We start from the raw sequence: 24,085 nt of genomic DNA on the forward strand, positions 1-24,085 counted from the left end.
TGCAGGACCCCGGCACAGGATGCCAAGTCGGCCCGCCCGAACCGGACTGTCCGTACTGCTGGGGACCCGAAACCGACTAGAACCGCACAACTAACAAACACTGCCAAGCCACCGGCAAGGGGGGGCAGGGCGGCGGTACGGGACGGTGCTCTACGATGAGGACCCTACCGAAGGAGAAACCGGACCATGCCACCGACGTCCGAACAACGCGAAATCGCCGTCGAGGGGGCCACTTCGCACATCCACACGTCCGGTGCGGGATCCACGACCTACGTTTTGGTCCACGGCCTCGGGGCCTCCTCGCGCTACTTCCGTCCGCTGGCGGAGGAACTTTCCCGGGACGCCTTGGTGCACAGCGTGGACCTGCCGGGCCACGGGCAGGCTCCCAAGCCGGACCGCCGCCTGTCCGTCCCGGACTACGCCCGCGTGCTGTGGGCGGTCCTGGACCGGCTCGGGGTGGACAATCCCGTCCTCGTCGGCCATTCCATGGGCGCCCAGATCGTCGTGGAGATGGCCCTCGCCGGGCGGAGACTGTCCGGCGTCGTGCTGCTCGGGCCGACCAACTACGCGGCCGAACGGGGCTTCTGGCGCCAGACATTCCGCCTCGGCCAAGACACCCTGCTCGAGCCGCCTTCGGTGAACGCCCTGGTGTTCACCGACTACGGCTTCCGCTGCGGCCTGTCCTGGTACCTGAAGACCACGCCGTCCATGCTGGGCTACCACATCGAGGACGCCATCGGCGCGGTGGAGGCACCCCTGCTTATCGCGCGGGGAGCCAAGGACCCGATCGTCCCCCGGCGCTGGGTCGAGCAGCTCGCCGCGCTGAGGCCGGGCACGGACACTGCCGAGGTGCCCGGCGAGGCGCATGTACTGATGATGAAATCCGCGCCGCAGGTAGCCGACCTATGCCGTCGGCTCGCGACCCGCTCGCGCGAAAAATAGCGCCGGGATGCCGGACGCCCAAACATCCGAAGCCCTTCCCCAGGGGTGGACGGAACGGCTGGACCCTTGGCATCCCGGCACGGGACCGGCCATGATGGACCGATTCACTGTGAGGGGTCTGCCGTGTTCCTGATTTTCGGCCTGCATACGTTCCACCGCGCATCCATCGGCGGCCCCGCGACCTGCCGCTTCTGTGGGCAGTCCGCGCTGCAGGAGGTGAGGGAACACGGGACAAGGCTAACGGTCTTCTTCATCCCCCTATGGGTCTTCGGGCGCCGTTTCGTCTTGACGTGCGCCCACTGCGGTCGGCAGGCTCCGGCCGGCCGCCGGGAAGCAGCGGCACTGGCCGGCCGGTAGCTTCCACCCGGCGGCCAACCGGCCATGGGTGCACAGGCGCGCCGACCCCGGTTAGCCACCGCGTGGGCGTGGACCCTCGTGGCCGCGGACTTCCGTGGCTGCCCTCATGCCTCCGACGGGGATTAAGGTGCCGGCACGAGCTGCCACGCTTGGTCAGAACGTCATGCGGAGCGAGGCGCGGGGGCCCGTTCCGGGGACGGAGTGATGCGTGGCAGTGGGTAACGGGTGAAGACGCTTTGGGCCACGAGCAAGGCGATTCCGACGACTCCGGCTTGGCTTTCCAGTGTCGAGCCCACGATGCGGATGCGTCGGGTGGCCAACGGAAGTGAGCGCCGGTAGACCGCTTCGCGGATGCCGGCGAAATAGTACTCTTCCGCGGCGGCCAGCTGGCCGCCGAGCACGACCACTTGCGGGTTGAAGAGGTTGACCGTAGCGGCGATGGCCTCACCCAGTAGACGGCTCGCCGTCCGTGCCAGGCGCACGGCATGCCGCTCGCCCATGCGCAGGAGCCGGACCGCGTCGTCGACGCTTTGGACGTCTTGGCCTTGGGCCCGGAGATCCCTGACCAATGCCCACCCTCCCGCATAGGCTTCGAGGCACCCGGTATTGCCGCATCTGCATTCCGGTTCGCTTTCAACGCCGGCGGGCTTGGAGACATAGTTGTGGCCGATGTCTCCGGCCGCGCCGTCGGCGCCGCGGTGGAGCCGGCCGTCCGAGATGAGCCCGGAGCCGACGCCGGTACCGATTTTCACCATCAGCAGGTGCCGCACGTCAGGGTAGGTGGATTGCTGCTCTCCGAAGGCCATGGCGTTGGCGTCCTTGTCCACGATGACCGGGCAGTTGTACACGCTGCTGAGGGAGCCGGGAATGTCGTACCCGTCCCAGCCGGTCATGATGGGCGGGTGCACGACTTGGCCGGAGTCCGTATCAACCGGGCCAGGAACGGAGACGCCAGCGCCCAGAACGGATTCCGGTCCTGCCCCGGCACGGTCCAGCAACACCGAAAATTCCTTCTTGACCCTCCCAAGTACGGAGGTTGGCCCGTCCGTGACATCTATCGGCAGGTCGATTTCATCAAGGATGGCCCCGGTGAGGTCGCACAGGCCCATGCGCATTGCGGTCGCGCCGATGTCCGCGACCAGGAAGTAGCCGCCGGTCCGGTTGAACGCGAAGGAACCTGCGGGGCGGCCCTTCGTTGATTCGGCTCCTGACGGAATGACCAGTCCGGCCTCGAGAAGGGCGTCGAGGCGCTGGTTGACGGTCGAGCGTGACAGTTCCGTGCGTGCCGCGATCTCCGTCTTGGTGAGCACCTTTCCCGAACGGAGCAGATCCAGGATCTCGAGAGTCCCCGTCGTTGGCTCAAGCGTTGCGGGAGCCGCTTCGCCTTGGGTGTTCGTCATCTGTCCATCTCCGTCATTTCTTGGCCCTGCGGACCATCTTAACGTCGGCTGTTGAGAAGGGTTGCGTAGGTCACATCACGTAGTTACGCTATCACTTATCGTTAGTTCAGCGTTCATATGATTTTGAAAATCAAAAGGGGCAAGGATGCCACAGCTCAGAAACTCACTCATTTTCGTTGCGGCAGCTTCGGCCGGGATCCTGGCGCTTGCCGGCTGCAGCGACATGGGAGGGACGCCCGCAGAGAGCAGCGCCAGCGGGGGACAGGTCAAGACCGCCGCGGTGATCAAGGGCCTGGACAACCCGTTCTTCCAGGACATGGAAAAGGGCATCAAGGCAGAGGATTCCAGCATCACGGTGCAGGCCGCCCAAGACATCACCGACACGTCCGGCCAGGCCGACCGGTTGTCATCCTTGGCGGGGCAGGACTACGGGTGCTTCATCATCAACCCGATCAGCGGCAACAACCTGCTGCAGGGCGTGGCCGGGCTGAAGGCGGCCGGAAAGACCGTCGTGAACATCGACAGCCCTGTCGACCCGGCGGCCGCGAAGGCTGCGAACGCTGTTCCGGACACATACATCGGCACCGACAACATCTCCGCCGGAAAGCTCGCCGGCGAGCAAATGGCCACGCTGGTCAGCGAAGGGGACAAGGTCGCAGTCATCGGCGGCATCGCCGGCGACGTCACCAGCGAGAACCGCGTGGCAGGCTTCACCGAAGGCCTCGGCACGAAGGCCAAGGTGCTGGAAACCGAGTCGGCGGACTGGGACCGGCAGGTGGCACTGACCAAGGCCGGCGACCTGCTGCGCGCGAACCCCGACATCAAGGGCTTCTTTGTCGCCAACGACGTGATGGGGCTCGGCGTGGCGCGGGCCGTGGCCAACGCCGGCCTGACCGGCAAGGTTGCCATCATCAGCGTTGACGGTGTTCCCGAAGGCCTCAAGGGAGTGGAGTCCGGCGAGCTCACCGCCACCGTCGCGCAGTACCCCTACGCCATCGGCCAAATGGGTGCCCAGGCCTGCAAGGCGGCCGCCGAAGGCGAAAGCCTGCCGGAATCGGTCGAGGCACCGGTTGCACTCGTAACGAAGGAAAACGTGGCGGATGCGATCAAGGCAGCGCCGGCCCCCTTTGAACCCTTCGAAAATCCGTTTGAGAAGTAGCAGGGAATCCCCGTTATGTCCTCCATTTCACACAATCCCTCGACCGAGACAAAAGGTACGTCCACTCCCGTGAACAGTCCCCGTAGTCCTCGCTCCCGCAAGGCTGCGGCCGGCTGGCAGCAGGACGTGAAGAGCATCAGTTGGTGGGCCGAACATGCAGCCATCATCGGCCTGATCGGCCTGGTCATCGTCTTCACCGCGCTGAGCCCGGTCTTCCTGACGGTCGGCAACATCCAGTCCATCCTGATCGCCTCCTCCATCCTCATCGTTCTCACGATCGGGCAGTCCTTCGTGATCCTGAGCGATGGCATTGATCTCTCGGTCGCGGCGACGATGACCCTGGGCGTGGTCGCGTTCGGCATGGCCTATGCCCAAGGCGCGGGCCTGTTGCTGAGCATGGTCACCGCCGTTGCCACCAGCGCCGTGATCGGCATCCTGAACGGCGTCCTCGTCGCCAAGGGCAAGATCACCGACTTCATCGTCACCCTGGGCACGCTCTCGGTCGCGTCCGGCCTGGCCCTGGTGCTCTCCGACGGCAAACCCATCTCGATCACCAGCATCGAACTGATCAACTTCTCCACCCACGGCGTTTTGATCTTCGGCAACCCGTTCATCGTCGCAGCCGTTGTCGCGATCATTGCCCACGTCGTCCTGTTCCGGACCCGCTTCGGAACGCATCTGTTCGCCACCGGCGGTTCCAAGGAAGCGGCGCAGGCAACGGGTATCAGCACCGCCCGCATCAAGATCGCCGTGTACACGATCTCCGGGGTCCTCGCGGGCATCGCCGCGATCCTCCTGATCGCCCGTGTCGGCGCGTCCGAGCCGGCAGCCAACACCACCTTCCTGCTGAACTCGGTCGCCGCCGTCGTCCTGGGCGGCGTCAGCCTCACCGGTGGCCGCGGCTCCATCTTCGGCCCGATCGTCGGCGCGCTGCTCCTGACCGTTCTCACCAACGGCCTCACCCTGATGAACGTTTCGCAGTTCTACCAGCCCCTTGCTGTCGGCGTCGTGGTCATCCTCGCCGCCCTGCTTTCGAGGTTCCAGAAATGACCACCACACAGGCCACTTCCATCGTCGACGTCCAGGACGTCTCCCTCGCTTTCGGCAGCGTCAAGGCCCTGCAGAACGTCAACCTGACCCTGGCCGCCGGAGAAATCACCGCACTGGTCGGGGACAACGGCGCCGGCAAGTCCACCCTCGTCCGCTGCATCTCCGGAATCCACAAGCCCCAGTCGGGCACGATCTCCTTCGAAGGCGAACCCGTGCACTTCCGAAGCCCGGAAGACGCCCGCGAAGCCGGCATCGAAACCGTCCACCAGAACCTTGCCCTGGTCGATGACCTGACCGTCTGGCAGAACCTGTTCCTCAACCGCGAAATCACGCGCGGCATCGGCCCCATCCGATTCCTTGACCGCAAGGCCATGAAGGAAGCCGCCGACCACATGGTCTCCAGCCTGGCCGTCAACGTTCCCGCCGTGAAATCCAAGGTCCGCAGGCTTTCCGGCGGCCAGCGCCAGGCCGTCTCCATCTGCCGGGCCGCCGGCTTCAGCTCCAAGCTGGTCATCATGGACGAACCCACCGCCGCCCTGGGTGTCCAGGAAACGGCGAAGGTCGAGGAACTGATCCTCAAACTGCGCGACGACGGACACTCCGTCCTGCTGATCAGCCACAACTTCAGCCAGGTCATGCGGCTCAGCGACCAGGTCTGGGTCATGCGCGCCGGACGGTGCGTCGCAGGACGACGCACCATCGAAACGACCGGCGACGAAATCGTCTCCCTCATCACCGGCTCCCGAGACAAATAACCAAGAACCCGAAAGAAAAAACTCCAATGACGAACAGCAACTCCCTCGGTGTCCACGCCCTCGTCTGGGCAGGAGACACCACCGACGCATCCGTCGAGAAGATCATCACCAGCACCGCCAAGGCCGGCTACGACCTCGTGGAATTCTCCCTCCACGACTCCCTCAACCTCGACGTGGACAAGGCCCGCAAGCTGCTCGAAGCCAACAACCTCGGCGTCGTCTGCTCCCGCGGACTGGCTTTCGACGCGGACGTCTCCAGCGACGACACCGCCACCGTCGAACGCGGCGCGAAGCTCCTGCAGGAATCCCTGAAAATCACTCACGACCTCGGCGGCACCCACTTCACCGGGGCCCTCTTCAGCGCACTGGGCAAGTACGGCGCACCCATCACTGAAAAGGGACGGGCGAACGTCGTCAGCGTCCTGAAGGACCTCTCCGACGAAGCCGGCCAGCTCTCCATGACCCTCGGCCTGGAGATCTGCAACCGGTACGAAACCAACGTCATCAACACCGCCCACGACGCCCTCCGGCTCGCCGACGACATCGGCCGGGACAACGTCCTGATCCACCTCGACACCTACCACATGAACATCGAGGAAAACGACCTCGTCTCTCCCGTCTACGAAGTCGGCGACCGGCTCGGGTACGTCCACATCGGCGAGAACCACCGCGGCTACCTCGGATCAGGACACCTGGACTTCACGTCGTTCTTCCACGCCCTGGCCGCCATCAACTACAGCGGCCCCATCACCTTCGAAAGTTTCTCCTCCGCCGTCGTCGCACGGGGACTGTCCAACGATCTGGCCGTATGGCGGAACCTGTGGACGGATGGCGAAGACCTCGCCGTTCACGCCCGCGAGTTCATGGCCAACCACCTGCACTCCACGCGCGCAGTCCGATGAACCTGGAAGAACTGGTCGCACGTATCAGGCAAAGGAACGCCTCCAAGCAGGCGCCCGTTGTCATCGGCGTGGTCGGCGTACCAGGCGCCGGCAAGACCACCCTGGTGGAAAGCCTCATCACGGAACTGAACAAGGACACCCCGGAACCCGAAAGCCAGGAATTCGCCCACGTCCCGATGGACGGCTTCCACCTTTCGGACCAGGAACTGACCCGCCTTGGCACCCTCGACCGGAAAGGCGCCCCGGAGACCTTCGATGTCCACGGATACGCCGCGCTGCTTCAACGGCTGCGCTCGGAGCGGGATGCGGTGGTCTACGCCCCGGGATTCGAACGGACGCTCGAACAACCCATCGCCGGCGTCATCCCCGTCTTTCCTTCCGCCACAACGATCCTGACCGAAGGAAACTACCTGCTCCTCGACAGTCCCGAATGGCGCAAAGTGCGCAACCAGTGCACCGAGATCTGGTACTGCGAACAGGACGACAGCCTGCGTATCCAGCGGCTCATCCAACGACACGTTGAATTCGGCAAGAGCCCGGCGGAGGCCGAGGCCTGGGTGGCCACCGTCGATGAAAAGAACGCGCAACTGATCCGCGCAACCCGGGCCGACGCTGACCTCATTGTCACCTTGGAAGAAGTGGGCGCGGCCTAACTGCGCAAGCCAGCAGCCTCCATGGCCGCACCTCAGGAAGGTCCCGGCACCACGCCACGGAACGGCCGGGACTTTCCGCCCCAGCCCTCCGCAGCAGGCCCGCCAACCGCACACCACATGAAGTTTCAGGAGAAACGATTGACTACACCAACCCAGCTTCTTTCTGATGCCGGCGTGTCCATCTGGCTCGACGACCTCTCCCGTGAGCGCCTGTCCAGCGGTTCGCTGCAGAGGCTCATCGACGAGAAGAACGTCGTGGGCGTGACCACCAACCCGTCGATCTTCCACGCCGCAATCACCGCCGGCCACTACTACGACGCCAAGGTCGCCGAAATGGCAGCCCAGGGCGCCAGCCTGGAGGCGGCGATCTTCGAGATCACCACCACCGATGTCGCCGATGCCTGCGATCTCTTCGCCCCGGTCGCCGCAGCCACCAACGGCGTCGATGGCCGCGTCTCCATCGAGGTGGACCCCCGCCTGGCCTGGGACACCGCCGGCACCATCGCCGAAGCCAAGCACCTGCACGGCAAGGTCGGCAAGGACAACGTGCACATCAAGATCCCCGCCACCGTCGAAGGCCTGCAGGCAATCACCGCGGTCCTGGCCGAGGGCATCAGCGTCAACGTGACCCTCATCTTCTCCCTCGAGCGCTACCGTGCCGTGATCAACGCCTTCCAGTCCGGCCTGGAGCAGGCCAGGGACAACGGCCACGACCTCTCCAGGATCCACTCCGTGGCCTCGTTCTTCGTCTCCCGCGTGGACACCGAGATCGACAAGCGCCTGGACAAGATCGGCACCGAGGAAGCCAGGGCGCTCAAGGGCAAGGCAGGCGTCGCGAACGCCCGCTTGGCCTACCAGGTCCACGAGGAGCTGTTCTCCACCGAACGCTGGGCGGTGCTCGCCGACGCCGGTGCCTTGCCGCAGCGTCCGCTGTGGGCCTCCACCGGCGTGAAGGACCCGGCCTACCCGGACACCCTCTACGTCACCGAACTCGCAGCTCCCGGCGTCGTCAACACCATGCCGGAAAAGACCCTCGACGCCACCTTCGAGCACGGCGTGGTCACCGGCGATACCATCACCGGCACCTACGACGAAGCCCGCGAGACCCTCAACGCCCTCGAGGCGCTCGGCGTTTCCTACAACGACGTCGTGGCGCTCCTCGAGTCCGAAGGCCTCGAGAAGTTCGTGGCCAGCTGGAAGGAACTGCTGGCCGACGTCGAAGGCGCCCTCGCCGGCGCGCGGAAGACCGCCTAAGTGGCTGCACCGTTCGATCCCAGCATTCCTTTCGTCCGCGCCGCGGCCTCAACGCCGCACCCGATCGGCGTTCACGCCGGGGTCTGGGTGCATGACTGGTCGGCCCCTTCAGCCCGAACGGCGATCGAGGGCAGCGCCCAGGCCGGATTCGACCTGATCGAGATCCCGCTGCCAAGCCACCGCGGCACGGCGGCCAGTGCAGCCATGACCCGGACGCTGCTCGATGACAACGGAATCGACGCCGTCGTATCCCTTGCCTTGGGCGCCGAAACGGACATCAACACCGAAGACGTTGCCGTGTCGGCCCGCGGCGAGGAGAAACTCCTCGAGGCCGTGGCCTTCGCCCGGGAAATCGGCGCATCCTACGTAGGGGGCGTGACGTTCTCCGCCATGACGAAATACGCGCACCCTGCCACCGAAGCGTCCCGCGCGAATTCGCTCGACGTCCTCACCCGTGTTGCCGCGACCGCTTCCGATGCGGACATCCGGATCGGCCTTGAATACGTCAACCGCTACGAGAGCAACCTCTTGAACACGGCTGCCCAGACCGCAGCGTTCATTACCGACCTGAAGCAACGCGGCGCTGACAACGTCCTGCTGCACATCGACACCTACCACGCCAATATCGAGGAACTGTCGCAGGCCGATGCCGTGAAGGACGCCGGAAAACTGCTTGGCTATCTCCACATGGCCGAGAGCCACCGCGGCCGGCTCGGAACCGGAACCATCGACTGGCCAGGACTGTTCGAAGCCCTCGCCGCCACGGACTACAAGGGGCCGCTGACCTTCGAGTCCTTCTCTTCGGACATTGTCTCCCCGGCCACCCGCGACGACATCGGCCTTTGGCGCAATCCCTGGAACGACCCTGCCGAAGTGGCCCGGCACGCGGCAACCTTCCTGCGGGAGCACCTGGCCCTGTCAGCCAGCCCCATCTCACGTACCCAGCCACCCCAGAGGATCGAACGAGCACATGAAGATCGGAATACTCACCAGCGGCGGTGACTGCCCGGGCCTGAACGCGGTGATCCGCGGAGTGGTGCTCAACGGCATCAAGCAGTACGGGCACGAATTCGTCGGGTTCCTCGACGGCTGGCGCGGAGTGGTCGAGGGCGACGTCATCGACCTGCCGCGCGCCTCGGTGCGCGGCATCTCCAAGCAGGGCGGCACCATCCTGGGAACCTCCCGCACCAACCCCTGCGACGACGGCGGCGGTCCCGAAGCCATCAAGGGCCACATGCGGCGGCTCGGCATCGACGCGATGATCGCCATCGGCGGGGAAGGGACCCTGGCCGCGGCCAAGCGGCTCACGGAGGCCGGCCTGAGGATCGTCGGGGTGCCCAAGACCATCGACAACGACCTCGACGCGACCGACTACACGTTCGGCTTCGACACCGCCGTGCAGATCGCCACCGAGGCCATCGACCGGCTGCGCACCACCGGCGAATCCCACCACCGGTGCATGGTCGCCGAGGTCATGGGCCGGCACACCGGGTGGATCGCGCTGCACGCCGGCATGGCCTCCGGCGCCCACGCCATCCTGATTCCGGAGCGGAAGGTGTCCATGGACCAGGTCACCGAATGGGTCACCGACGCCCACAAGCGCGGGCGGGCGCCGCTGGTCGTGGTGGCGGAGGGTTTTATGCCCGAGGGCGCCGAGGCCGCCCATTCCCACCGCGGTCTGGACGCCTTCGGCCGGCCCCGCCTGGGCGGCATCGCCGACCTGCTCGCCCCGGAAATCGAGGCGCGCACCGGTCTGGAGACCCGCGCCACCGTGCTGGGGCACATCCAGCGCGGAGGCGTGCCCACCGCCTACGACCGGGTGCTGGCCACCCGCCTGGGCATGGCCGCCGCCGACGCCGCCCACGCCGGAGCGTGGGGAACCATGGTCGCCCTGCGGGGCACCGACATCGTGCGGACCGGCTTTGCCGACGCCCTCGGCAAGCTCAAGACCGTGCCCGAAGGACGCTACGAGGAATCTGCCGTGCTGTTCGGCTGACCGCCTAAGCGCTACTGGGAGCCGCCGGACAGGAACGCGTTCATGATCTCCGGGTAGGACTTCCCCTCCACTGCCGCCTGCATGCCGAAATCGAGGATCACGGGCATGCTGTACTCGCCGTACTGCTCCGTCATGGCCGCCACGCCCTCGTCCTTCGTCGTGGCGGCGGAAGCGGCAGCCATGAACGCGCGGATGTATCCCTCGTTGGTCTCCAGCAGGCCAGCGTCCCCCGCCGGACCATGCCCTGGCAGGACGGTGCCGAAGGGACCGGCCGACCGGAGCGTCTCGATGCCCGCAAGCGAGCCCTCCGGCCGGTATTCGACGAGCCACACGTGGACGCCGTTGAAGATCTGGTCACCGGTCGCGATCGCGCCGGCCGACGGAATGTACAGCGCGGAGGACTGCGTCGCCTCGCCCGGGCCCACCCGCAGGATGGGCAGCCGCTCTCCTTCGAGGTCGACGAACGGCTCGGTGAGCGGCTCGGGGATCACCCACGAGTCGGCAAGGTCTTCGCCGAAGACGGGCTTGTAGGTCCGATGGTACGTCGGCGCCAGTTCCTTGATCTCCTCGACGATCTCGGGCAGGGCGACCGCCCGGGCGTCCGGGAACGCCTCGAGGACCACGGGAAGGCCCAGGAAATGGTCGGGATGTGCGTGGGTGACGTAGACAGCGGTGAGGCGTTTGCCGGAGGCCTTGATCCAGTCGACAACGCGCTGCGCGTCGCTCTTTGCGAACAGCGCGTCGACCAGGACGGCGTCCTCCGACCCCATGATCAGGTGGGCGCTGGACATGAAGCTCGCTTCGGATCCAACCAGCGTGTCGGTGGTGAGCATGTCATTGACTCCTTCGTCAGGATGGCGGGCCCTGGCCCACGGCGGCTACGTCGTCTCGAGCCGGAAGCCGAGCTTGATGGTGACTTGCCAGTCGGAGATCTCGGGGATGCCATAGGTGTGGTTGGCCATGCTTCCTCCGTGAAGATGGCCCCAGGACCGGCCCCTGAGGCGCGACGTCTGCAACGCTAGCCGGAAGCACCGCACGCGGCTAGGTGGCGGTGCCGCGGATGGCTGGTGTCCCTTCTGTCTCGCCGAACCGTCACGCATCCAATCGGTTGCTGTCCACCGGCAGTTGCTCGCTGTTTTTCGCGATTGCCGGGTAGGCGATCATCAGCCCGGCCGATACAACCCAAATGAGGCCGATTCCTGCCACGGTAAGGCCGCCGTTGGGGCCCGTCATGGACCCCGCCAGCGCGGCACCGGCCGCGGCGGCACTCGTTCGGAGGCCGGCTCCGACCGTGAAGACCTGGGACTTGAGGCGGGGCGGACTCAGATGGTTGCGGAGGTGGAGCATGGCGGTGGTCGCGGATGCGGTGAAGACACCCGACAGGCCTATGGCGACGACCGTCCAGGCCGTCCCCAGGTCCAGGGCGGCGGCGACGGTGAACAGCCCGGTGACGAAAAACCCCACCATCATGACGGCCGGAGGCCGGGCTCGCGTGGGCCGGACCGTCTCGCACAGTGCTCCAACGAGGCTGCCTATCGCGAAGGACGTGACGAGCAGCGCTCCGTCACTCGGTGCCCCGGTCCGCTCGAGCGAAAGGGCCACCGCGGCAACTGCCAGCCCACCCTGACCCACCTGGCTTAGGGTGGATGCGCCGGTCACCACGGCCAGGGGCCGGTGCCCGAGGATGTGGCCGAGTCCATCAATGACCGACCGCCCGACGGAAACACCTGCGGCGCCATGCGACCGCAACCCGATTGCCACCGTGCTGAGAGCACCCAGAACCGCGGCAACGGCCAGCCCCCCGAGCGCGGCTTGGGCCGGAAAGAAAAGCGCCGTGACGGCGACCAAGGCAGGTCCTGCGACCGCGGACATGTTGTAGGAGAGCGCGTCATAGGCGAAGGCGCGCCGCTGGTCGGGGATCGCCTCTGCGACAAAACTTGAAAGCCCGCCCAAATAGAACGGTGCGACCGCTCCGGCCAGCGCCAAGAATACGAACACCACGGGAAGAGCGATTTGGCCGAGGAACGCGGTCACGGCAAAGGCGACGGCGGTAAGAAAACCCGAGCCGGCGATCAGGATGCCGGGGTGGCGGGTCCGGTCCAGGGCGGCACCGACAAACGGTGCCGCGAGGACACTCGGACCGAGTGAAACGGCAACCAGGGCACCTCCCAGGCCAACGTCGTCCATCTGTTGCACGGCCAGGATCGGGATGGCCACGGCGGAACCGGCGGAAGCCAGCCGTGGGGGCACCGAAGCAGCGAGGTATCCGAGCGTACTCATCCTTCGGTGACTGCCTTTCGGTCGTGACCGGTGCGGCAATCGGTCATCCGGAATCCGGGGGAACCGGCGCCGCGCTATCGGGCCTCCGGGGGAATGCTTCGACCCTACCCAAATGGAGCGGCGAGACCGGACCCAAGTTGTGAAGCCTTTGTTTTGCGTAACCTAAGTTCTCGGGGCTCAACCCACGGGAGTTGCGTCGGGCGAAACCAACTCCGATTGGGTACGGAATGGTTGCACGCGAACCAGGTGGCGCCCCCGGATGCCGAGGGGCGCCACCTGGGTGCAGACGGCTAGGCCCGGGCCAGGCGGCGCCGCCATACGGTCAGCGCGGTGCCGGCGAGGACCAGCGCGAAGCCGCCGGCTGCGATTGCGGCGGTGTCCCCGGCTCCGGTTTCGGCCAACGCGGCGGCGCGGAGGGCCTGGGGAGCGGCCTGCTCGGCCGCGGAGACGGCCACGCGCGCCGGCGTCTTCCCGGCCGCAGGCTTCACGACGGCGGCGGGAACAACCTCGGCCTCGGTCTCGGTGTCTCCGGGAGACGATCCGGCACCGGTGTCCTCCCCGTCCTCCTCGGCGAACTCGTACATCCAGTAGATCCAGTCCATGAGCTCCGCGGCGGCCTCCTCGTCGCCGGCCAACAGGTCCACGAACAGGGCTTCGAGGCCTTCCCAATCCTCGGCCAGCAGCAGTTCGGTCATGAGGTCCGTCAGATACAGCATCCCCTCCGACTCCATGAGCAGGTCCAGGTTTGCCTCGTCGAGGAACCATTCCTCGATCAGGGCAGGATCGTTCGCCACCTCGGCGGGAATGTTGAAGTCTTCGGGGGAGAAGAACCTGTCACCGATCTTGATCGGTGCAGCTGCCGGGGTGCCGCTGTCCTCGATGGCGGGGACATCGGTTTCCTCTTCGACCGAAGCCTGCGGGCCGGCCGTTTCGTCCTCGATGACCGCCGGCGTCTGGGCGGTCTGCTCGGGCACGAAATCCGCGTTCCCCGGTTCGCTCGCGCCGTCGGTCTCACTCTCGGCTGCGCCCGTGTCCGCAGGCGTCTGGTCGAGAGCCCCGTAGCCGGCCGGGAGCGATTCTTCCTCGTTCGGGGACCCGATGTCCTCCAGTTCCACGTGTGCGGGCGCCTCGGGGAATCCCTCGCCATCCGGGGTGTCCGCGGGGACCTCCGCCGCCGGCGCGTCGTCCGCAGGCAGCACGACGGCGGTCTCGGCCAGGCCCGCCTGGTCCGCGGCGGCCACCTCGGCCCCGTCCTGGGAGGGGACACCGTCCACCTGCTGCAGCTGCACGGACGGCGGGGCTGCGTCGGAGGCGGTGGGGTCCGCCTGGGCCGGGCCCGCTCCCAACAGCAGGGCCCCGCCGACACCGGCGGAAACAAGGACAGAACGCATACGCAACCCCATGGGCTGGCTTCCTTTCAAGGGCGCGGGTGTACCGCATCGAGACGAGTGAAGGAGGCGAGGTCGGCGTGCGGCCTGCGGTCCTGATGTCCCCCTCGAAAGTCCCCCGAGGCAAGATCATAGGCGACGGGAAGGGACTTCTCGTGCACGGATCACCGGGAAGCCCGGCGGGGCTCTTGAAACACGCGTCCGATGGCAGAAACACGCCCGCTGGCGGTCCTGCCGAAGGCGTGCGATAGTGCCCGCACAGAGTCTGGCAACAAACCCCAGGACACGAGAGAGGGGCTGCGGGAAATCCCGCAGCCCCTCTTCGCTTGCTTTTCTTCCGAATCTCGGCCGGAACGCGCCTTACAGGTAGGCGGCGAACTCCTGCTCGATGATCTGCTTGGGTTTGGCGCCGATCGAGGTGGCCACGTGCTCGCCGCCCTTGAAGACGAACACGGCCGGGATGCTGGTGATGCCGTACTTGGCGGCGATGCCCGGGTTGTCGTCGACGTTGACCTTCACGACGTCGACCTTCTCGGCGTGCTCGGCGGCAATCTGGTCAAGCACCGGACCGAGCTGGCGGCACGGACCGCACCATTCAGCCCAGAAGTCGACGATGACGGCCTTCTCGGCCTCCAGAACCTCCGCCTGGAAGGTTGCGTCGGTAACGTCCTTGGCCTGGCTCATGGCTGGCCCCTTTCTGCTGGATTTCGTTGCCGGAAGGCCGCGTCGCGGCCAACCGTGCTAGTGGTTGGTCAGGTAGTGCTCGACGTCGATGGCGGCGACGCAGCCGGAGCCGGCGGCGGTGATCGCCTGCCGGTAGGTCGGGTCGATGACGTCGCCGGCGGCGAACACGCCCGGGAGGCTGGTCTTGGAGGTGCGCCCGTCGACCTTGATGGTGCCGGCCTCGGTGAGCTCGAGCTGGTCCTTGACCAGTTCGATGCGCGGGTCGTTGCCGATCGCGACGAACACGCCGGTGACGTCCAGCACGGACTCGGTGCCGTCGACCAGGTTCTGCAGCTTCACGCCGGCGACCTTGCCGTTGCCCTCGAACCCGGTGACCGCGGAGTTCCACGCGAACTCGATCTTCGGGTGCTGCAGGGCGCGATCGGCCATGATCTTGGAGGCGCGCAGGGTGTCGCGGCGGTGGATCACGGTGACCTTGGAGGCGAACTTGGTCAGGAAGATCGCCTCCTCCATCGCGGAGTCGCCGCCGCCGACGACGGCGATCTCCTGGTCGCGGAAGAAGAAGCCGTCGCAGGTTGCGCACCAGGACACGCCGTGGCCGGAGAGGCGCTTCTCGTCGGGCAGGCCGAGCTCGCGGTAGGCGGAGCCGGTGGACACGATCACGGTGCGCGCCCGGTGCACGTCCCCGTTGGCCAGGGTCACGCTCTTGACGTCCCCGGCCAGGTCCACGGAGGCGACGTCCTCGAAGAGGATCTCCGCGCCGAACTTCTCCGCCTGCTTCTGCATGTTGTCCATCAGGTCCGGGCCCATGATGCCGTCCGGGAAGCCCGGGAAGTTCTCCACGTCGGTCGTGTTCATCAGCTCGCCGCCGGCGGTCACCGATCCGGCGACGACCAGCGGAGCCAGGTTCGCCCGGGCGGTGTAGACCGCGGCGGTGTACCCGGCAGGACCGGATCCGACGATGATGACGTTGCGGATGGCGGAGTTTGCTTCAGTGGCCACGCGGCGTGAACCTTCCGTTGGGGACCGGCGGCGCACAGGCGCCAGTTCCGGCTGTTGTTGAACGAGTCTGCCCGGCACAACGGCGTTGCGCCGGGCATTATTCCCGGGCCAGGACCTAGGAGACCTTGATCTCGGCCACCTGCAGGCCGTACGGGCGGGAACTGTTGACGCCGGCTGCCAGCTTCGGCAGCTCGGTGACGTTGATGAAGACGTACTGCGCCTGCGCCGCGCCGCCGTCCTCGCCGCTGACCGGAACCGTGACGGCCGGTCCCGTGAAGGAGCCCGAGGACACCTCGCGGGAGGCCCCCAGGTCATCCGTTTCGCCGACACGGATCTCGAAGGCGCCACCGGTGCCGTTGAGGCCGGAGAGTTCCACCGAGGACACGTCGGAGAGTTCCTCCAGCTTCACCACGAGGACCATGTTGGCGGCGAACCCGCCGAACTGCGGCTGCGTGTAGGAGTAGGTCGCGTAGTAGCTGGCGGAATTGCCGTCGATGGCCTTGGCCAGGGTGCCGTCGGTTTCCGCGTTCAGCTGCTGGTTGCCCGGCACCACGCGGGTTAGGGCGGCGATCTCCGGGCTCACGCCGGTGCCCGCGGGGGCCTCGGCGGTGGGGGAGGCCGGCGCGCTGCCGGACTCCGAGGTCGCAGCGCCGTTGCCGGCCACGGGGGCCGCATCCTTGGGGGACAGCGCGTTGAAGGCGAACACCACGGCCACGATCAGCACCACACCGAGCACGCCGCCGACAATCAGGCGGGTGATCTTCTTGCGGCCCTCTTCCGGCTCCTCGTCCTCGTAGCCGTCGTAGTCGGGCTCGGCAGAGGGCTCCTCGACGTAGCCGCGCGCGGCGGCCGGGAACGTTGCCGCGTTGCGCGAGGACGCGCCGCTGCGGATCGGTTTCATGGCCTCGCCGGCAAAGGGATCCGAGCCGGGCCGTGCGGCCGGGGCCGCGGGGCGCACCGGTGCCTCGGCGTCGGACGGGCGTTCCTCCTCCTCGGTCCACAGGGAGACCTTGGGGCTGGTGGCCGGCGCGGCGGGCGGCGCCACCTCCTCCAGTTCGCCGGTGGAGTCCGCCTCGGCGGACCGCACGGCGGCGGTGGGCGGGGCGGCCGGAGCCGGCGGGACGGAGGAAGCCGGCTGCGCGGAGGAAACAGGCTGGGCGGACGGTGCCGGGGGAGCGGGGCGGGCGGCAGGAGCCGACGGCGCCGAAGCCGCCGCGGCGGCACCGGCCACGGGGAACTCCGGCAGGCCGGCATCGCGGCCCCTGCCGAAGCGGGACTTCAGCCCGGAGAGCTTGTCGGAGAGGTTGATCTCCGGCAGGCGGTCCATAACGCCCGGCCGGTTCTCCTCCTGGGCGAGCAGTTCCTCGTAGTATTCGTCGTCGTCCTCGTAGACCTGCGGCTCGCTGGAGCGGGAGACCCCGAAGATCTCCGAGCCCAGGGTGTCCGTGTAGAACGGCTCCACGTAGGGGCCGTCGGTCAGGATCACCAGGTCTAGAAGATCGGCCGGGTTGGCCGTGTTGGTGATGAGGTAGGTGTTGCCTTCGGAGATGCCGAGGTCCAGCACCTGCATGGCCCCGTAGCGCTCCCCGGTGGCGATTTCACGGGCGCTGGTGGCGACCTGGCTGGCGTTGGAGGCGGAGGCCACCAGGATGCTCACCGGGCGATTCAGGACCTGGTCGCTGCCGTCCAGGACCAGGTCGCCGTCGGCAGAGGTCAGGACCAGCGCGGTGACCTTGTAGCGGCCTCCGAGCACGGTTCCGACGTCGATGGACTGCGACACGTTTCCCTCCCGGGAGTGGTTGCGGGCGCGAAGCACCCTCTGGATGGCTCTTCCCATGCTACCGGGGAGCGCGGATGATGCGAGCCAGCCATGCGGACGTGACGCGGCCCCCTGGCCGAAGAAGTCCAAGTGGGCCCGGGAACCCGCCCCATTTGAAGGAGATCCGTCAGGCCCCCGGGAGCCGGCGGCTTCAAAGCGGCAGCCGGCCGTAGGCTGGGTCCCACACATAAGGGATCGGGGGACGGCATGGCACAGGCGACGGTGGCCGAGGTGATGGCCGAACTGGCCGCGCTGGAGGATCCGAAGATGCGCGCGGCGAATGGGAAGCGCGGCGATGACCACGGCGTGAACCTCGGAGCCCTGCGCGCGGTCGCGAAGCGGCTGAAGACGCAGCAGGACCTCGCGCGCGAGCTGTGGGCGACGGGGGACACCGCGGCCAGGCTCCTGTCGCTGCTCATCTGCCGGCCGAAGGCCTTCGAACGTGACGAGCTGGACGCCATGCTGCGGCAGGCGCGCGCCCCCAAGGTGCACGACTGGCTGGTGAACTACGTGGTCAAGAAGAGCCCGCACGCCGAGGACCTGCGCGTGGCCTGGACCGCGGATCCGGATCCGGTGGTTGCGAGCGCCGGCTGGGCGCTGACCACCGAACGGGTGGCGAAGAAGCCCGAGGGGCTCGACCTTGACGGGCTGCTGGACACCATCGAGGCCCAGATGAAGGATGCCCCCGACCGCCTGCAGTGGGCGATGAACCACACCCTGGCCCAGATCGGGATCGAGCACCCGGGGCACCGCGCCCGCGCCATCGACATCGGCGAACGCTTGGAGGTGCTCAAGGACTATCCGACGCCCCCGAACTGCACCTCGCCATTCGCGCCGATCTGGATCAACGAGATGGTGGGCCGGCGGGGCGGGGCCTGAGTCCGGTTTGGTGAAGCCCCGCCCTGCGGCGCGACCTTCTCATAGGCATTGCGGTACCCGCTGAATTCATGCACGCATGCCGGAACCAATAAACCGCCCTCATCGTAGCTGTGCGCCGTTTATGGGAAGGGTTCGACGTCAGCGGCGAATGACCTTGGCGGCAGCCATTGCCTTGAGCCCTTCGACGCCGAACTCCAAGCCGTATCCCGAGGCCTTGGTGCCACCGAACGGAATCGACGGGTCAACGCCGCCGTGCTGGTTGATCCACACGGTTCCGGCTTCCAGGCGCTCCGCGATGCGGAGCGCCTCGTCGACATCGGCACCCCATACCGACGCGCCGAGTCCCTGGTCATTGCCGTTCGCGCGGCGCACCGCGTCATTGACATCGGAGTACTTGATCACGGGGAGTACCGGGCCGAATTGTTCCTCGTCCACGAGCGCCGCACCGTCTTCGATGTCCGCCACGATGGTTGCGCGGTAGAAGAGCGGGCCGAGTTCCGGGGCGGGTTCGCCGCCGGCAGCGATGCGCGCACCACGATCTCGCGCATCATCGACAAGCCGTAAAACGATGTCGAACTGACTCGGGTTCTGCACCGGCCCGAGGCGGTTCGACTTGTCGTGTCCCGAGCCCATGGGTGCTTTTCTTGCCCGTTCGGCAAGGGCCGCAACGGTTTCCTCGTAGAGCGATTCGTGGACGTAGACCCGCTTGAGGGCGGCGCAGACTTGGCCGCTGTTCATGAAGGCGCCCCAGAACAACTTGTCGGCAATCGACTCGATGTTGGTCCCAGGAAGCACGATCCCCGCATCGTTTCCGCCCAATTCAAGCGTCAAACGTGCAAGGTTGTTTGCGGAACTCTCCACGATGCGCCGTCCCGTGGGGGTGGAACCAGTGAACACGATCTTGGCGATGCGAGGGTGCGCGGCTAGTGCAGCCCCGACCTTGCGGTCGCCGGAGATGCCATTGACGACACCCTCGGGAAGCCTGCGGATGAAAAACTGCAGCAGCGCCAAGACGCTGAGGGGAGTGTTCTCCGATGGTTTGACCACAACGGTGTTTCCCATGCGAAGCGCCGGAGCAATGTGCCAGACGGCGATCATCACCGGAAAATTCCACGGGCCGATCGATGCCACCACGCCGAGCGGTACATAGTGCAATTCGCTACGCGACGTGCCGTCATCCGCCAGGACCTGGGTCTCCAACACCGCGTCCGCGGCGCTTCGCAGCCACTTGGCAGCTCCGCGCGCCTCGCCTTCGCCACCGATTTTTCCCTGCTCAGCAGTGATGATCTGGCCCAGTTCGACGGCGTGCTCTTCGATGTCATCGGCGACAAGGTTCAAGAGCCGGGTGCGCTCCGCATGCCCGAGCGTTGCCCAGGCCGGCTGGGCTGCCGTGGCTGCCGCGATCATTTCTTCCAGATCATTGGTGGTGTGCTTCGGGGCGTAGCCCACCAGGTCGCGCGTTGCCGCATCCAGAATCGGGTAACCCACTTCGTTCGAAACGGATACTGAAGTCAGAAGAGCATTCATGTGGGTCCTTCCCTTCACGCGCGATTCGCGGCACTGGTCGGTTGGCAATGGTGAAAAGCTATCTAACTATTATGAATATAGTCAATAGGGTCATGGGTGCCCTGATAACGCATTGCGCGTCGCAGCGGGGCTTTCCCTGGTGTTAGCGAAGGCCTGCGAGCGAGGCCACGCGCAGGCCGGCGTGCAGCTCGCGACGGACTTTGCCGTCGGCGAGGTCCAATCCAATGATTTCCCGCACCTGATCCAGCCGGTAGTAAAGCGTGCTGCGGTGCACGTGGAGCTCCTTGGCGGTGCGTTGGGCATCGCAACCGTAGTCAAGGTACGCCTCAAGCGTCTGCGCAAGGTCGAGGCGGGACCGGGCCGCGCACAGCAGCCGCACGCTCTCCGGGATATCCGATATCGAGAGCGTTTCCAGGGGGAGCTGCAGGAGCAGCCGGTCTATGCCAAGGGTGTCCCAGCGCGCGGCGGGAGAGCGTTCGGGGTCGATCTCGGCGCCTCGTCGCGCGACCCTTGCCTCGCGGAGTGAATGGTGGACCTCGGTGAGGGTTGTGTAGTGCCCGCCGACCCCGGCGCGGAGGCCGGTGAAGGGAGGCAGGGCGAGCAGGTCATTCAGTCGTTCCATCGAAATCTCGTACGGCACCACGAGCACTGCCTCGTCGTCGATCACCGCACCCTCTGCCCGCAAGGCGGGGAACGTGGGAATCGTGGAGAGCGCCTTGTCGAGAACCAGCTGCAGGTTTGCCGACCGCGGCGTCTCCCCGGGGAGCGTTGCGATCGCAATGACGGTGTAGTGCGGAACGGAAGAAACCAGGCCATTGGTCAGCAGCTCGTCGGCCGCCTGCTCGCGCTTGCTTGCGTCCACTCCAAGCAGCATGGTGAGCAGGTGGAAGGAGCGATCCGCCCCGTCCCGGTTGCCGAGCGCCCTCGCTGCGAGGATGAGCCCGATGTGGCTGCGCGTTGTCCCCAGCTCGGGATCATCCTTGGGCGGGAAGTCTGCGGTGCTGCCCTCCGGGATGTATGAGAGGTAGCCCGTGATGCGCCCTTCATGGCGCAGGGGTGCGACGTGACGAGCCTGTTGTCCGTCGAGAGGCGGGATGTGGACGGGTCCGTCGGCCTGGTCAACGCGGTACTTGCGGATCGACTCCCGAGCGCGTGGCGAGCCCTTGTGGGACAGGATGATGGCCAAGCGCGACTGGTCGATGTCCTGGTCGTGGACGCTGAAAGCCACGACGTTGAAGGCCGAGTCGAAAACGACGATAGGGAACCCGATCTGGTCTGCGTAGGCCTGGACATATCCCTCAAGGTTCATTCAGTCACCCTTTTCGTCTCGTAACGGTTGAATCTGCCGTCCGTGAATCCGCTGCCCGGTTTTTGGTCATGGTAGCGGCCGGGTGAGGGCCCGTCCCCTCACGGCGCTATTGGGGGTTGTGGACGACCACGCTAAGACCTATATTGAATATAAACAATTATTTGAAGGGGGACAGAGCATGACAAGAATGACTGGCGGCGACGCGCTGACGAAGGCGTTGATCACCGAGGGAACGGAAACCGTATTTGGTATTCCGGGCGTTCAGCTCGATGGACTGACCGACGGCATGTACCGCCACCAGGGGGAACTCCACCTGATGGTGCCCCGCCACGAACAGACCACGACCTACATGGCCGATGGTTACCACCGCGTCACGGGCCGCCCTGGCGTTGCCATGGTGGTGCCGGGACCGGGCGTCCTAAATGCCGGGGCGGGCCTGGCGACCGCGTATGCGTGTTCTTCCCAGGTTTTGCTGCTCGCCGGCACCATCCCGAGCACCCAAGTCGGCCAGGGCCTTGGCGCCCTCCATGAAATCCCGGCCCAGACCGAAACCCTGCGCGGCCTGACCAAGTGGACCGGAACCGCCACCTGCGCAGAAGAGATTCCGGAGTTGGTGCACGAGGCCTTCCGCCAGATGCGGACCGGACGCCCGCGCCCGGTCGCGCTCGAGGTCGCACCGGACATCCTGCACGCCGTCGCCGACATCGAGGTCGGCGCGCCGTTCGAGATCACCACGCCGAAAGTTGACGGAGCCGATCTGGCCCAACTGGTCGAGCTGCTCAACTCAAGCAAGCGGCCGGTGATCTACGCCGGCGGCGGCGTGAAGGGGGAGCGGGCCTTCTCCCTGCTCGCCCAACTGGCCGACCTGCTTGATGCGCCGGTTGTCATGAGCGAAAACGGGCGCGGGGCCATTGACGCCCGTGATCCGCACGCACTGCCTGCCTTTGCCCTTTGGGAACTGCGGGATCGTGCCGATGCAATCCTTTCGCTCGGGAGTCGATTCGTGACTCCCTTTGGCCAGCAGATGAACACCGGCGATGCCCGTGTCGCCCTGGTGAACATTGACGCGGACGACTTGGCGAAGCCGCGCCACGCAGACATTGCCGTGCTCGCGGACGCAACCGCGGTGCTCGAGGCACTTGTCGGGGCGCTCGGCAAGCGCGCGTCATGGCAGGGAGAAATTGCCGTTATGCGTGCCGAATGCGATCGTCGCGTCCGCGAACTTGTTGCCCCGCAGATGGAATTCATCGACGCCATCCGTGCGGCTATGCCTGCCGACGGCGTCTATGTCAATGAGCTCACCCAGATCGGTTACGTCTCCACCTACGGGTTCCCAGTGCAGGCACCAAACTCGTATGTATGGCCCGGCTACCAAGGCACCCTTGGCTACGCCATGCCGACCGCGCTTGGTGCGGCAGTCGGTGCAGCCGGTCGCCCGGTTGTCGTGGTCACGGGTGACGGCGGAATCGGCTGGTCCTTGCAGGAGCTTGCCACGGCGAAGCGCTACAACATCCCCGTGGTGATCGTGCTCTTCGAGGACAAGCGCTTCGGCAACGTCTGGCGCATCCAGCGTGACCGCTACGAAGGTCGCTTTATCGGCTCCGATCTGGTGAACCCGGACTTCGAAACCCTTGCCAAGGCCTTTGGCGTCCGCTTCACCCTTGCCGAAGACGCCGCTGCCGTTAACAAGGCCGTCGCCGAAGGCATCGCCGCCGGTGAACCAACCCTCGTGACGGTGCCGGTTGACGTGTTCCCGACCCCATGGCCGTTCATCCACGAGCCCCACTAGCGGTTCGGAATCACGGGCGTCTCTGGGAGCGATTCCAGGGACGCCCGTGTTTATATGGTGTAGCGGCCGCAAACCCGGCCTGACAAACGAGGCAGATACGCGTTGCCGACTAGGGCGAACTTGGGAGCAGAAAAGCATTGAGTCGGTACATCAGCGAGGCCGCAGCCGTGCAGGTCGCTCGCGTGATTGAGGACGAAATCATCGCAAACCGCTGGGAATCCGGCCATTTCATCGGTCGGCGGCAGGAGTTGGCGGCTCGCTATTCCGTTGCTCCGGCAACCCTTAGCGAGGCGATCCAACTTCTGCGTTCCCGCGGCCTGGTCGACGCCAAACCGGGCCCTGGCGGTGGAATCTTCGTCACCGACGCTTCTCCCTTTACCGTGCTGAGTGACGAGTTGCTGAGCCTTCGCGAAAGCCCCGCGACACTCAACAACAGCCTGCGCGTGCTCGATGCCCTGGACGGCGCGATTCTGCATGACGCGATCGAACATGCCTCGGCCCAAGACGTGCGCGAACTGCGGCTGCGTGCCCAATCCCTGGAGGCAGCCTGGGAAGACTCGTCCCGAGAGCATGAAATTTGGGCGCTGCATGCCCGAATCGCAAAGATCAGCCCGAATGAGTTGCTGCGAAGTCTCTACCTGAACCTCGTTGACTTCATTACCCAGCGATACAGCGAAGAAAACACGGCGCCGGCTACTCCGCAGCGTTTGCAGACGCACTTGGATTTTGTCGCCGCAATTGAGCGGCGCGACCACAAGCTCGGCAGCGAGGCTCTGCGGTTGCACACCAAGGAATCGGTGGATGGCGTGGCCGACGAGGGCAGCTGACTGGAGCAAAGCGCGTTGTCTGGGACGTAGCGATCTCATCGCCTAGGGCGGCCCTGTTCAAGGCTTGGGGGCGGCACGTGGGCGCCGCAAACCTGCCGGTGCTTGGGCGTGGG

At 66.2% G+C, this 24,085-nt stretch carries 21 protein-coding genes; 12 read left to right on the plus strand and 9 right to left on the minus strand.

Annotated elements, in window-relative coordinates; translation table 11 throughout:
- Window positions 1-186 precede the first annotated feature (186 nt).
- Entirely contained in the window at window positions 187-942 is a 756-nt protein-coding gene (locus tag ABD912_RS20135; RefSeq protein ID WP_345153704.1) for an alpha/beta fold hydrolase, read from the plus strand.
- A gap of 518 nt (window positions 943-1,460) precedes the next feature.
- Here the strand turns inward: ABD912_RS20135 and ABD912_RS20140 are convergent.
- Entirely contained in the window at window positions 1,461-2,699 is a 1,239-nt protein-coding gene (locus ABD912_RS20140; protein ID WP_345153707.1) for an ROK family transcriptional regulator, read from the minus strand.
- Window positions 2,700-2,844: 145 nt separating this feature from the next.
- Between ABD912_RS20140 and ABD912_RS20145 the strand changes: the two genes are divergently transcribed.
- The 8 genes from ABD912_RS20145 to ABD912_RS20180 all read left to right on the plus strand — a co-directional run bounded on the left by ABD912_RS20145 (window position 2,845) and on the right by ABD912_RS20180 (window position 10,468).
- Window positions 2,845-3,858: a substrate-binding domain-containing protein gene (locus tag ABD912_RS20145; protein ID WP_345153709.1), complete on the plus strand. Its 1,014-nt coding sequence runs from the start codon at window positions 2,845-2,847 to the stop codon at window positions 3,856-3,858.
- Between the two features lie 69 nt (window positions 3,859-3,927).
- Window positions 3,928-4,908, plus strand: a complete 981-nt coding sequence (locus ABD912_RS20150; RefSeq protein ID WP_345153711.1) for an ABC transporter permease — start codon at window positions 3,928-3,930, stop codon at window positions 4,906-4,908.
- The gene (locus ABD912_RS20155) at window positions 4,905-5,663 is read left to right on the plus strand and encodes an ATP-binding cassette domain-containing protein (RefSeq protein ID WP_345153712.1); all 759 of its coding nucleotides are present in this window, start codon (window positions 4,905-4,907) and stop codon (window positions 5,661-5,663) included. Before ABD912_RS20150 ends, ABD912_RS20155 begins: the two co-directional genes overlap by 4 nt.
- Before the next feature lie 26 nt (window positions 5,664-5,689).
- Entirely contained in the window at window positions 5,690-6,565 is an 876-nt protein-coding gene (locus ABD912_RS20160; protein WP_345153714.1) for a sugar phosphate isomerase/epimerase family protein, read from the plus strand.
- On the plus strand, window positions 6,562-7,218 hold the full coding sequence (locus tag ABD912_RS20165; RefSeq protein WP_345153715.1) for a nucleoside/nucleotide kinase family protein: 657 nt from the start codon (window positions 6,562-6,564) through the stop codon (window positions 7,216-7,218). Before ABD912_RS20160 ends, ABD912_RS20165 begins: the two co-directional genes overlap by 4 nt.
- Window positions 7,219-7,356: 138 nt before the next feature.
- Complete coding sequence (gene tal, locus ABD912_RS20170) at window positions 7,357-8,472, plus strand: transaldolase (protein ID WP_345153718.1); 1,116 nt, start codon at window positions 7,357-7,359, stop codon at window positions 8,470-8,472.
- Window positions 8,473-9,474, plus strand: a complete 1,002-nt coding sequence (locus ABD912_RS20175) for a sugar phosphate isomerase/epimerase family protein (RefSeq protein ID WP_345153720.1) — start codon at window positions 8,473-8,475, stop codon at window positions 9,472-9,474. It begins immediately after the preceding gene.
- Window positions 9,443-10,468: a 6-phosphofructokinase gene (locus ABD912_RS20180; RefSeq protein WP_345153721.1), complete on the plus strand. Its 1,026-nt coding sequence runs from the start codon at window positions 9,443-9,445 to the stop codon at window positions 10,466-10,468. Before ABD912_RS20175 ends, ABD912_RS20180 begins: the two co-directional genes overlap by 32 nt.
- An 11-nt stretch (window positions 10,469-10,479) precedes the next feature.
- Here ABD912_RS20180 and ABD912_RS20185 read toward each other — a convergent pair whose 3' ends face one another.
- The 6 genes from ABD912_RS20185 to ABD912_RS20210 form a co-directional block, all read right to left on the minus strand.
- On the minus strand, window positions 10,480-11,301 hold the full coding sequence (locus ABD912_RS20185; RefSeq protein ID WP_345153722.1) for an MBL fold metallo-hydrolase: 822 nt from the start codon (window positions 11,299-11,301) through the stop codon (window positions 10,480-10,482).
- A 259-nt stretch (window positions 11,302-11,560) separates the two neighbouring features.
- The gene (locus tag ABD912_RS20190) at window positions 11,561-12,685 is read right to left on the minus strand and encodes an MFS transporter (protein WP_345153724.1); all 1,125 of its coding nucleotides are present in this window, start codon (window positions 12,683-12,685) and stop codon (window positions 11,561-11,563) included.
- Window positions 12,686-13,038: 353 nt separating this feature from the next.
- Window positions 13,039-14,139 carry an ICP22 family protein gene (locus tag ABD912_RS20195; RefSeq protein ID WP_345153726.1) on the minus strand — a complete coding sequence of 367 codons (1,101 nt, stop codon included), beginning with the start codon at window positions 14,137-14,139 and terminating at the stop codon, window positions 13,039-13,041.
- A 357-nt stretch (window positions 14,140-14,496) separates the two neighbouring features.
- Window positions 14,497-14,820 (minus strand): thioredoxin, encoded by a 324-nt coding sequence (trxA, locus tag ABD912_RS20200; RefSeq protein ID WP_345153728.1) that lies wholly within the window; start codon window positions 14,818-14,820, stop codon window positions 14,497-14,499.
- A gap of 57 nt (window positions 14,821-14,877) precedes the next feature.
- Window positions 14,878-15,822, minus strand: coding sequence for a thioredoxin-disulfide reductase (gene trxB, locus ABD912_RS20205; protein WP_345153730.1), 945 nt, complete (start codon window positions 15,820-15,822; stop codon window positions 14,878-14,880).
- 115 nt (window positions 15,823-15,937) lie between these two features.
- Window positions 15,938-17,602, minus strand: a complete 1,665-nt coding sequence (locus tag ABD912_RS20210) for an ABC transporter substrate-binding protein (RefSeq protein ID WP_345153732.1) — start codon at window positions 17,600-17,602, stop codon at window positions 15,938-15,940.
- Window positions 17,603-17,848: 246 nt separating this feature from the next.
- On the opposite strand from ABD912_RS20210, the gene ABD912_RS20215 reads away from it, so the two are divergent.
- Window positions 17,849-18,520 carry a DNA alkylation repair protein gene (locus ABD912_RS20215; RefSeq protein WP_345153735.1) on the plus strand — a complete coding sequence of 224 codons (672 nt, stop codon included), beginning with the start codon at window positions 17,849-17,851 and terminating at the stop codon, window positions 18,518-18,520.
- Between the two features lie 138 nt (window positions 18,521-18,658).
- On the opposite strand, the gene ABD912_RS20220 is transcribed toward ABD912_RS20215, so the two are convergent.
- Window positions 18,659-20,047 carry an aldehyde dehydrogenase family protein gene (locus ABD912_RS20220; RefSeq protein ID WP_345153737.1) on the minus strand — a complete coding sequence of 463 codons (1,389 nt, stop codon included), beginning with the start codon at window positions 20,045-20,047 and terminating at the stop codon, window positions 18,659-18,661.
- 142 nt (window positions 20,048-20,189) lie between these two features.
- The gene (locus ABD912_RS20225; RefSeq protein WP_345153738.1) at window positions 20,190-21,356 is read right to left on the minus strand and encodes a PucR family transcriptional regulator; all 1,167 of its coding nucleotides are present in this window, start codon (window positions 21,354-21,356) and stop codon (window positions 20,190-20,192) included.
- A 187-nt stretch (window positions 21,357-21,543) separates the two neighbouring features.
- On the opposite strand from ABD912_RS20225, the gene ABD912_RS20230 reads away from it, so the two are divergent.
- The gene (locus tag ABD912_RS20230) at window positions 21,544-23,145 is read left to right on the plus strand and encodes a thiamine pyrophosphate-binding protein (protein ID WP_345153740.1); all 1,602 of its coding nucleotides are present in this window, start codon (window positions 21,544-21,546) and stop codon (window positions 23,143-23,145) included.
- 167 nt (window positions 23,146-23,312) lie between these two features.
- Window positions 23,313-23,972 (plus strand): FadR/GntR family transcriptional regulator, encoded by a 660-nt coding sequence (locus ABD912_RS20235; RefSeq protein WP_345153805.1) that lies wholly within the window; start codon window positions 23,313-23,315, stop codon window positions 23,970-23,972.
- The last annotated feature ends 113 nt before the right edge of the window (window positions 23,973-24,085 follow it).

The sequence above is a fragment of the Arthrobacter ginkgonis genome (assembly GCF_039540195.1).
GTDB lineage: Bacteria > Actinomycetota > Actinomycetes > Actinomycetales > Micrococcaceae > Zafaria > Zafaria ginkgonis.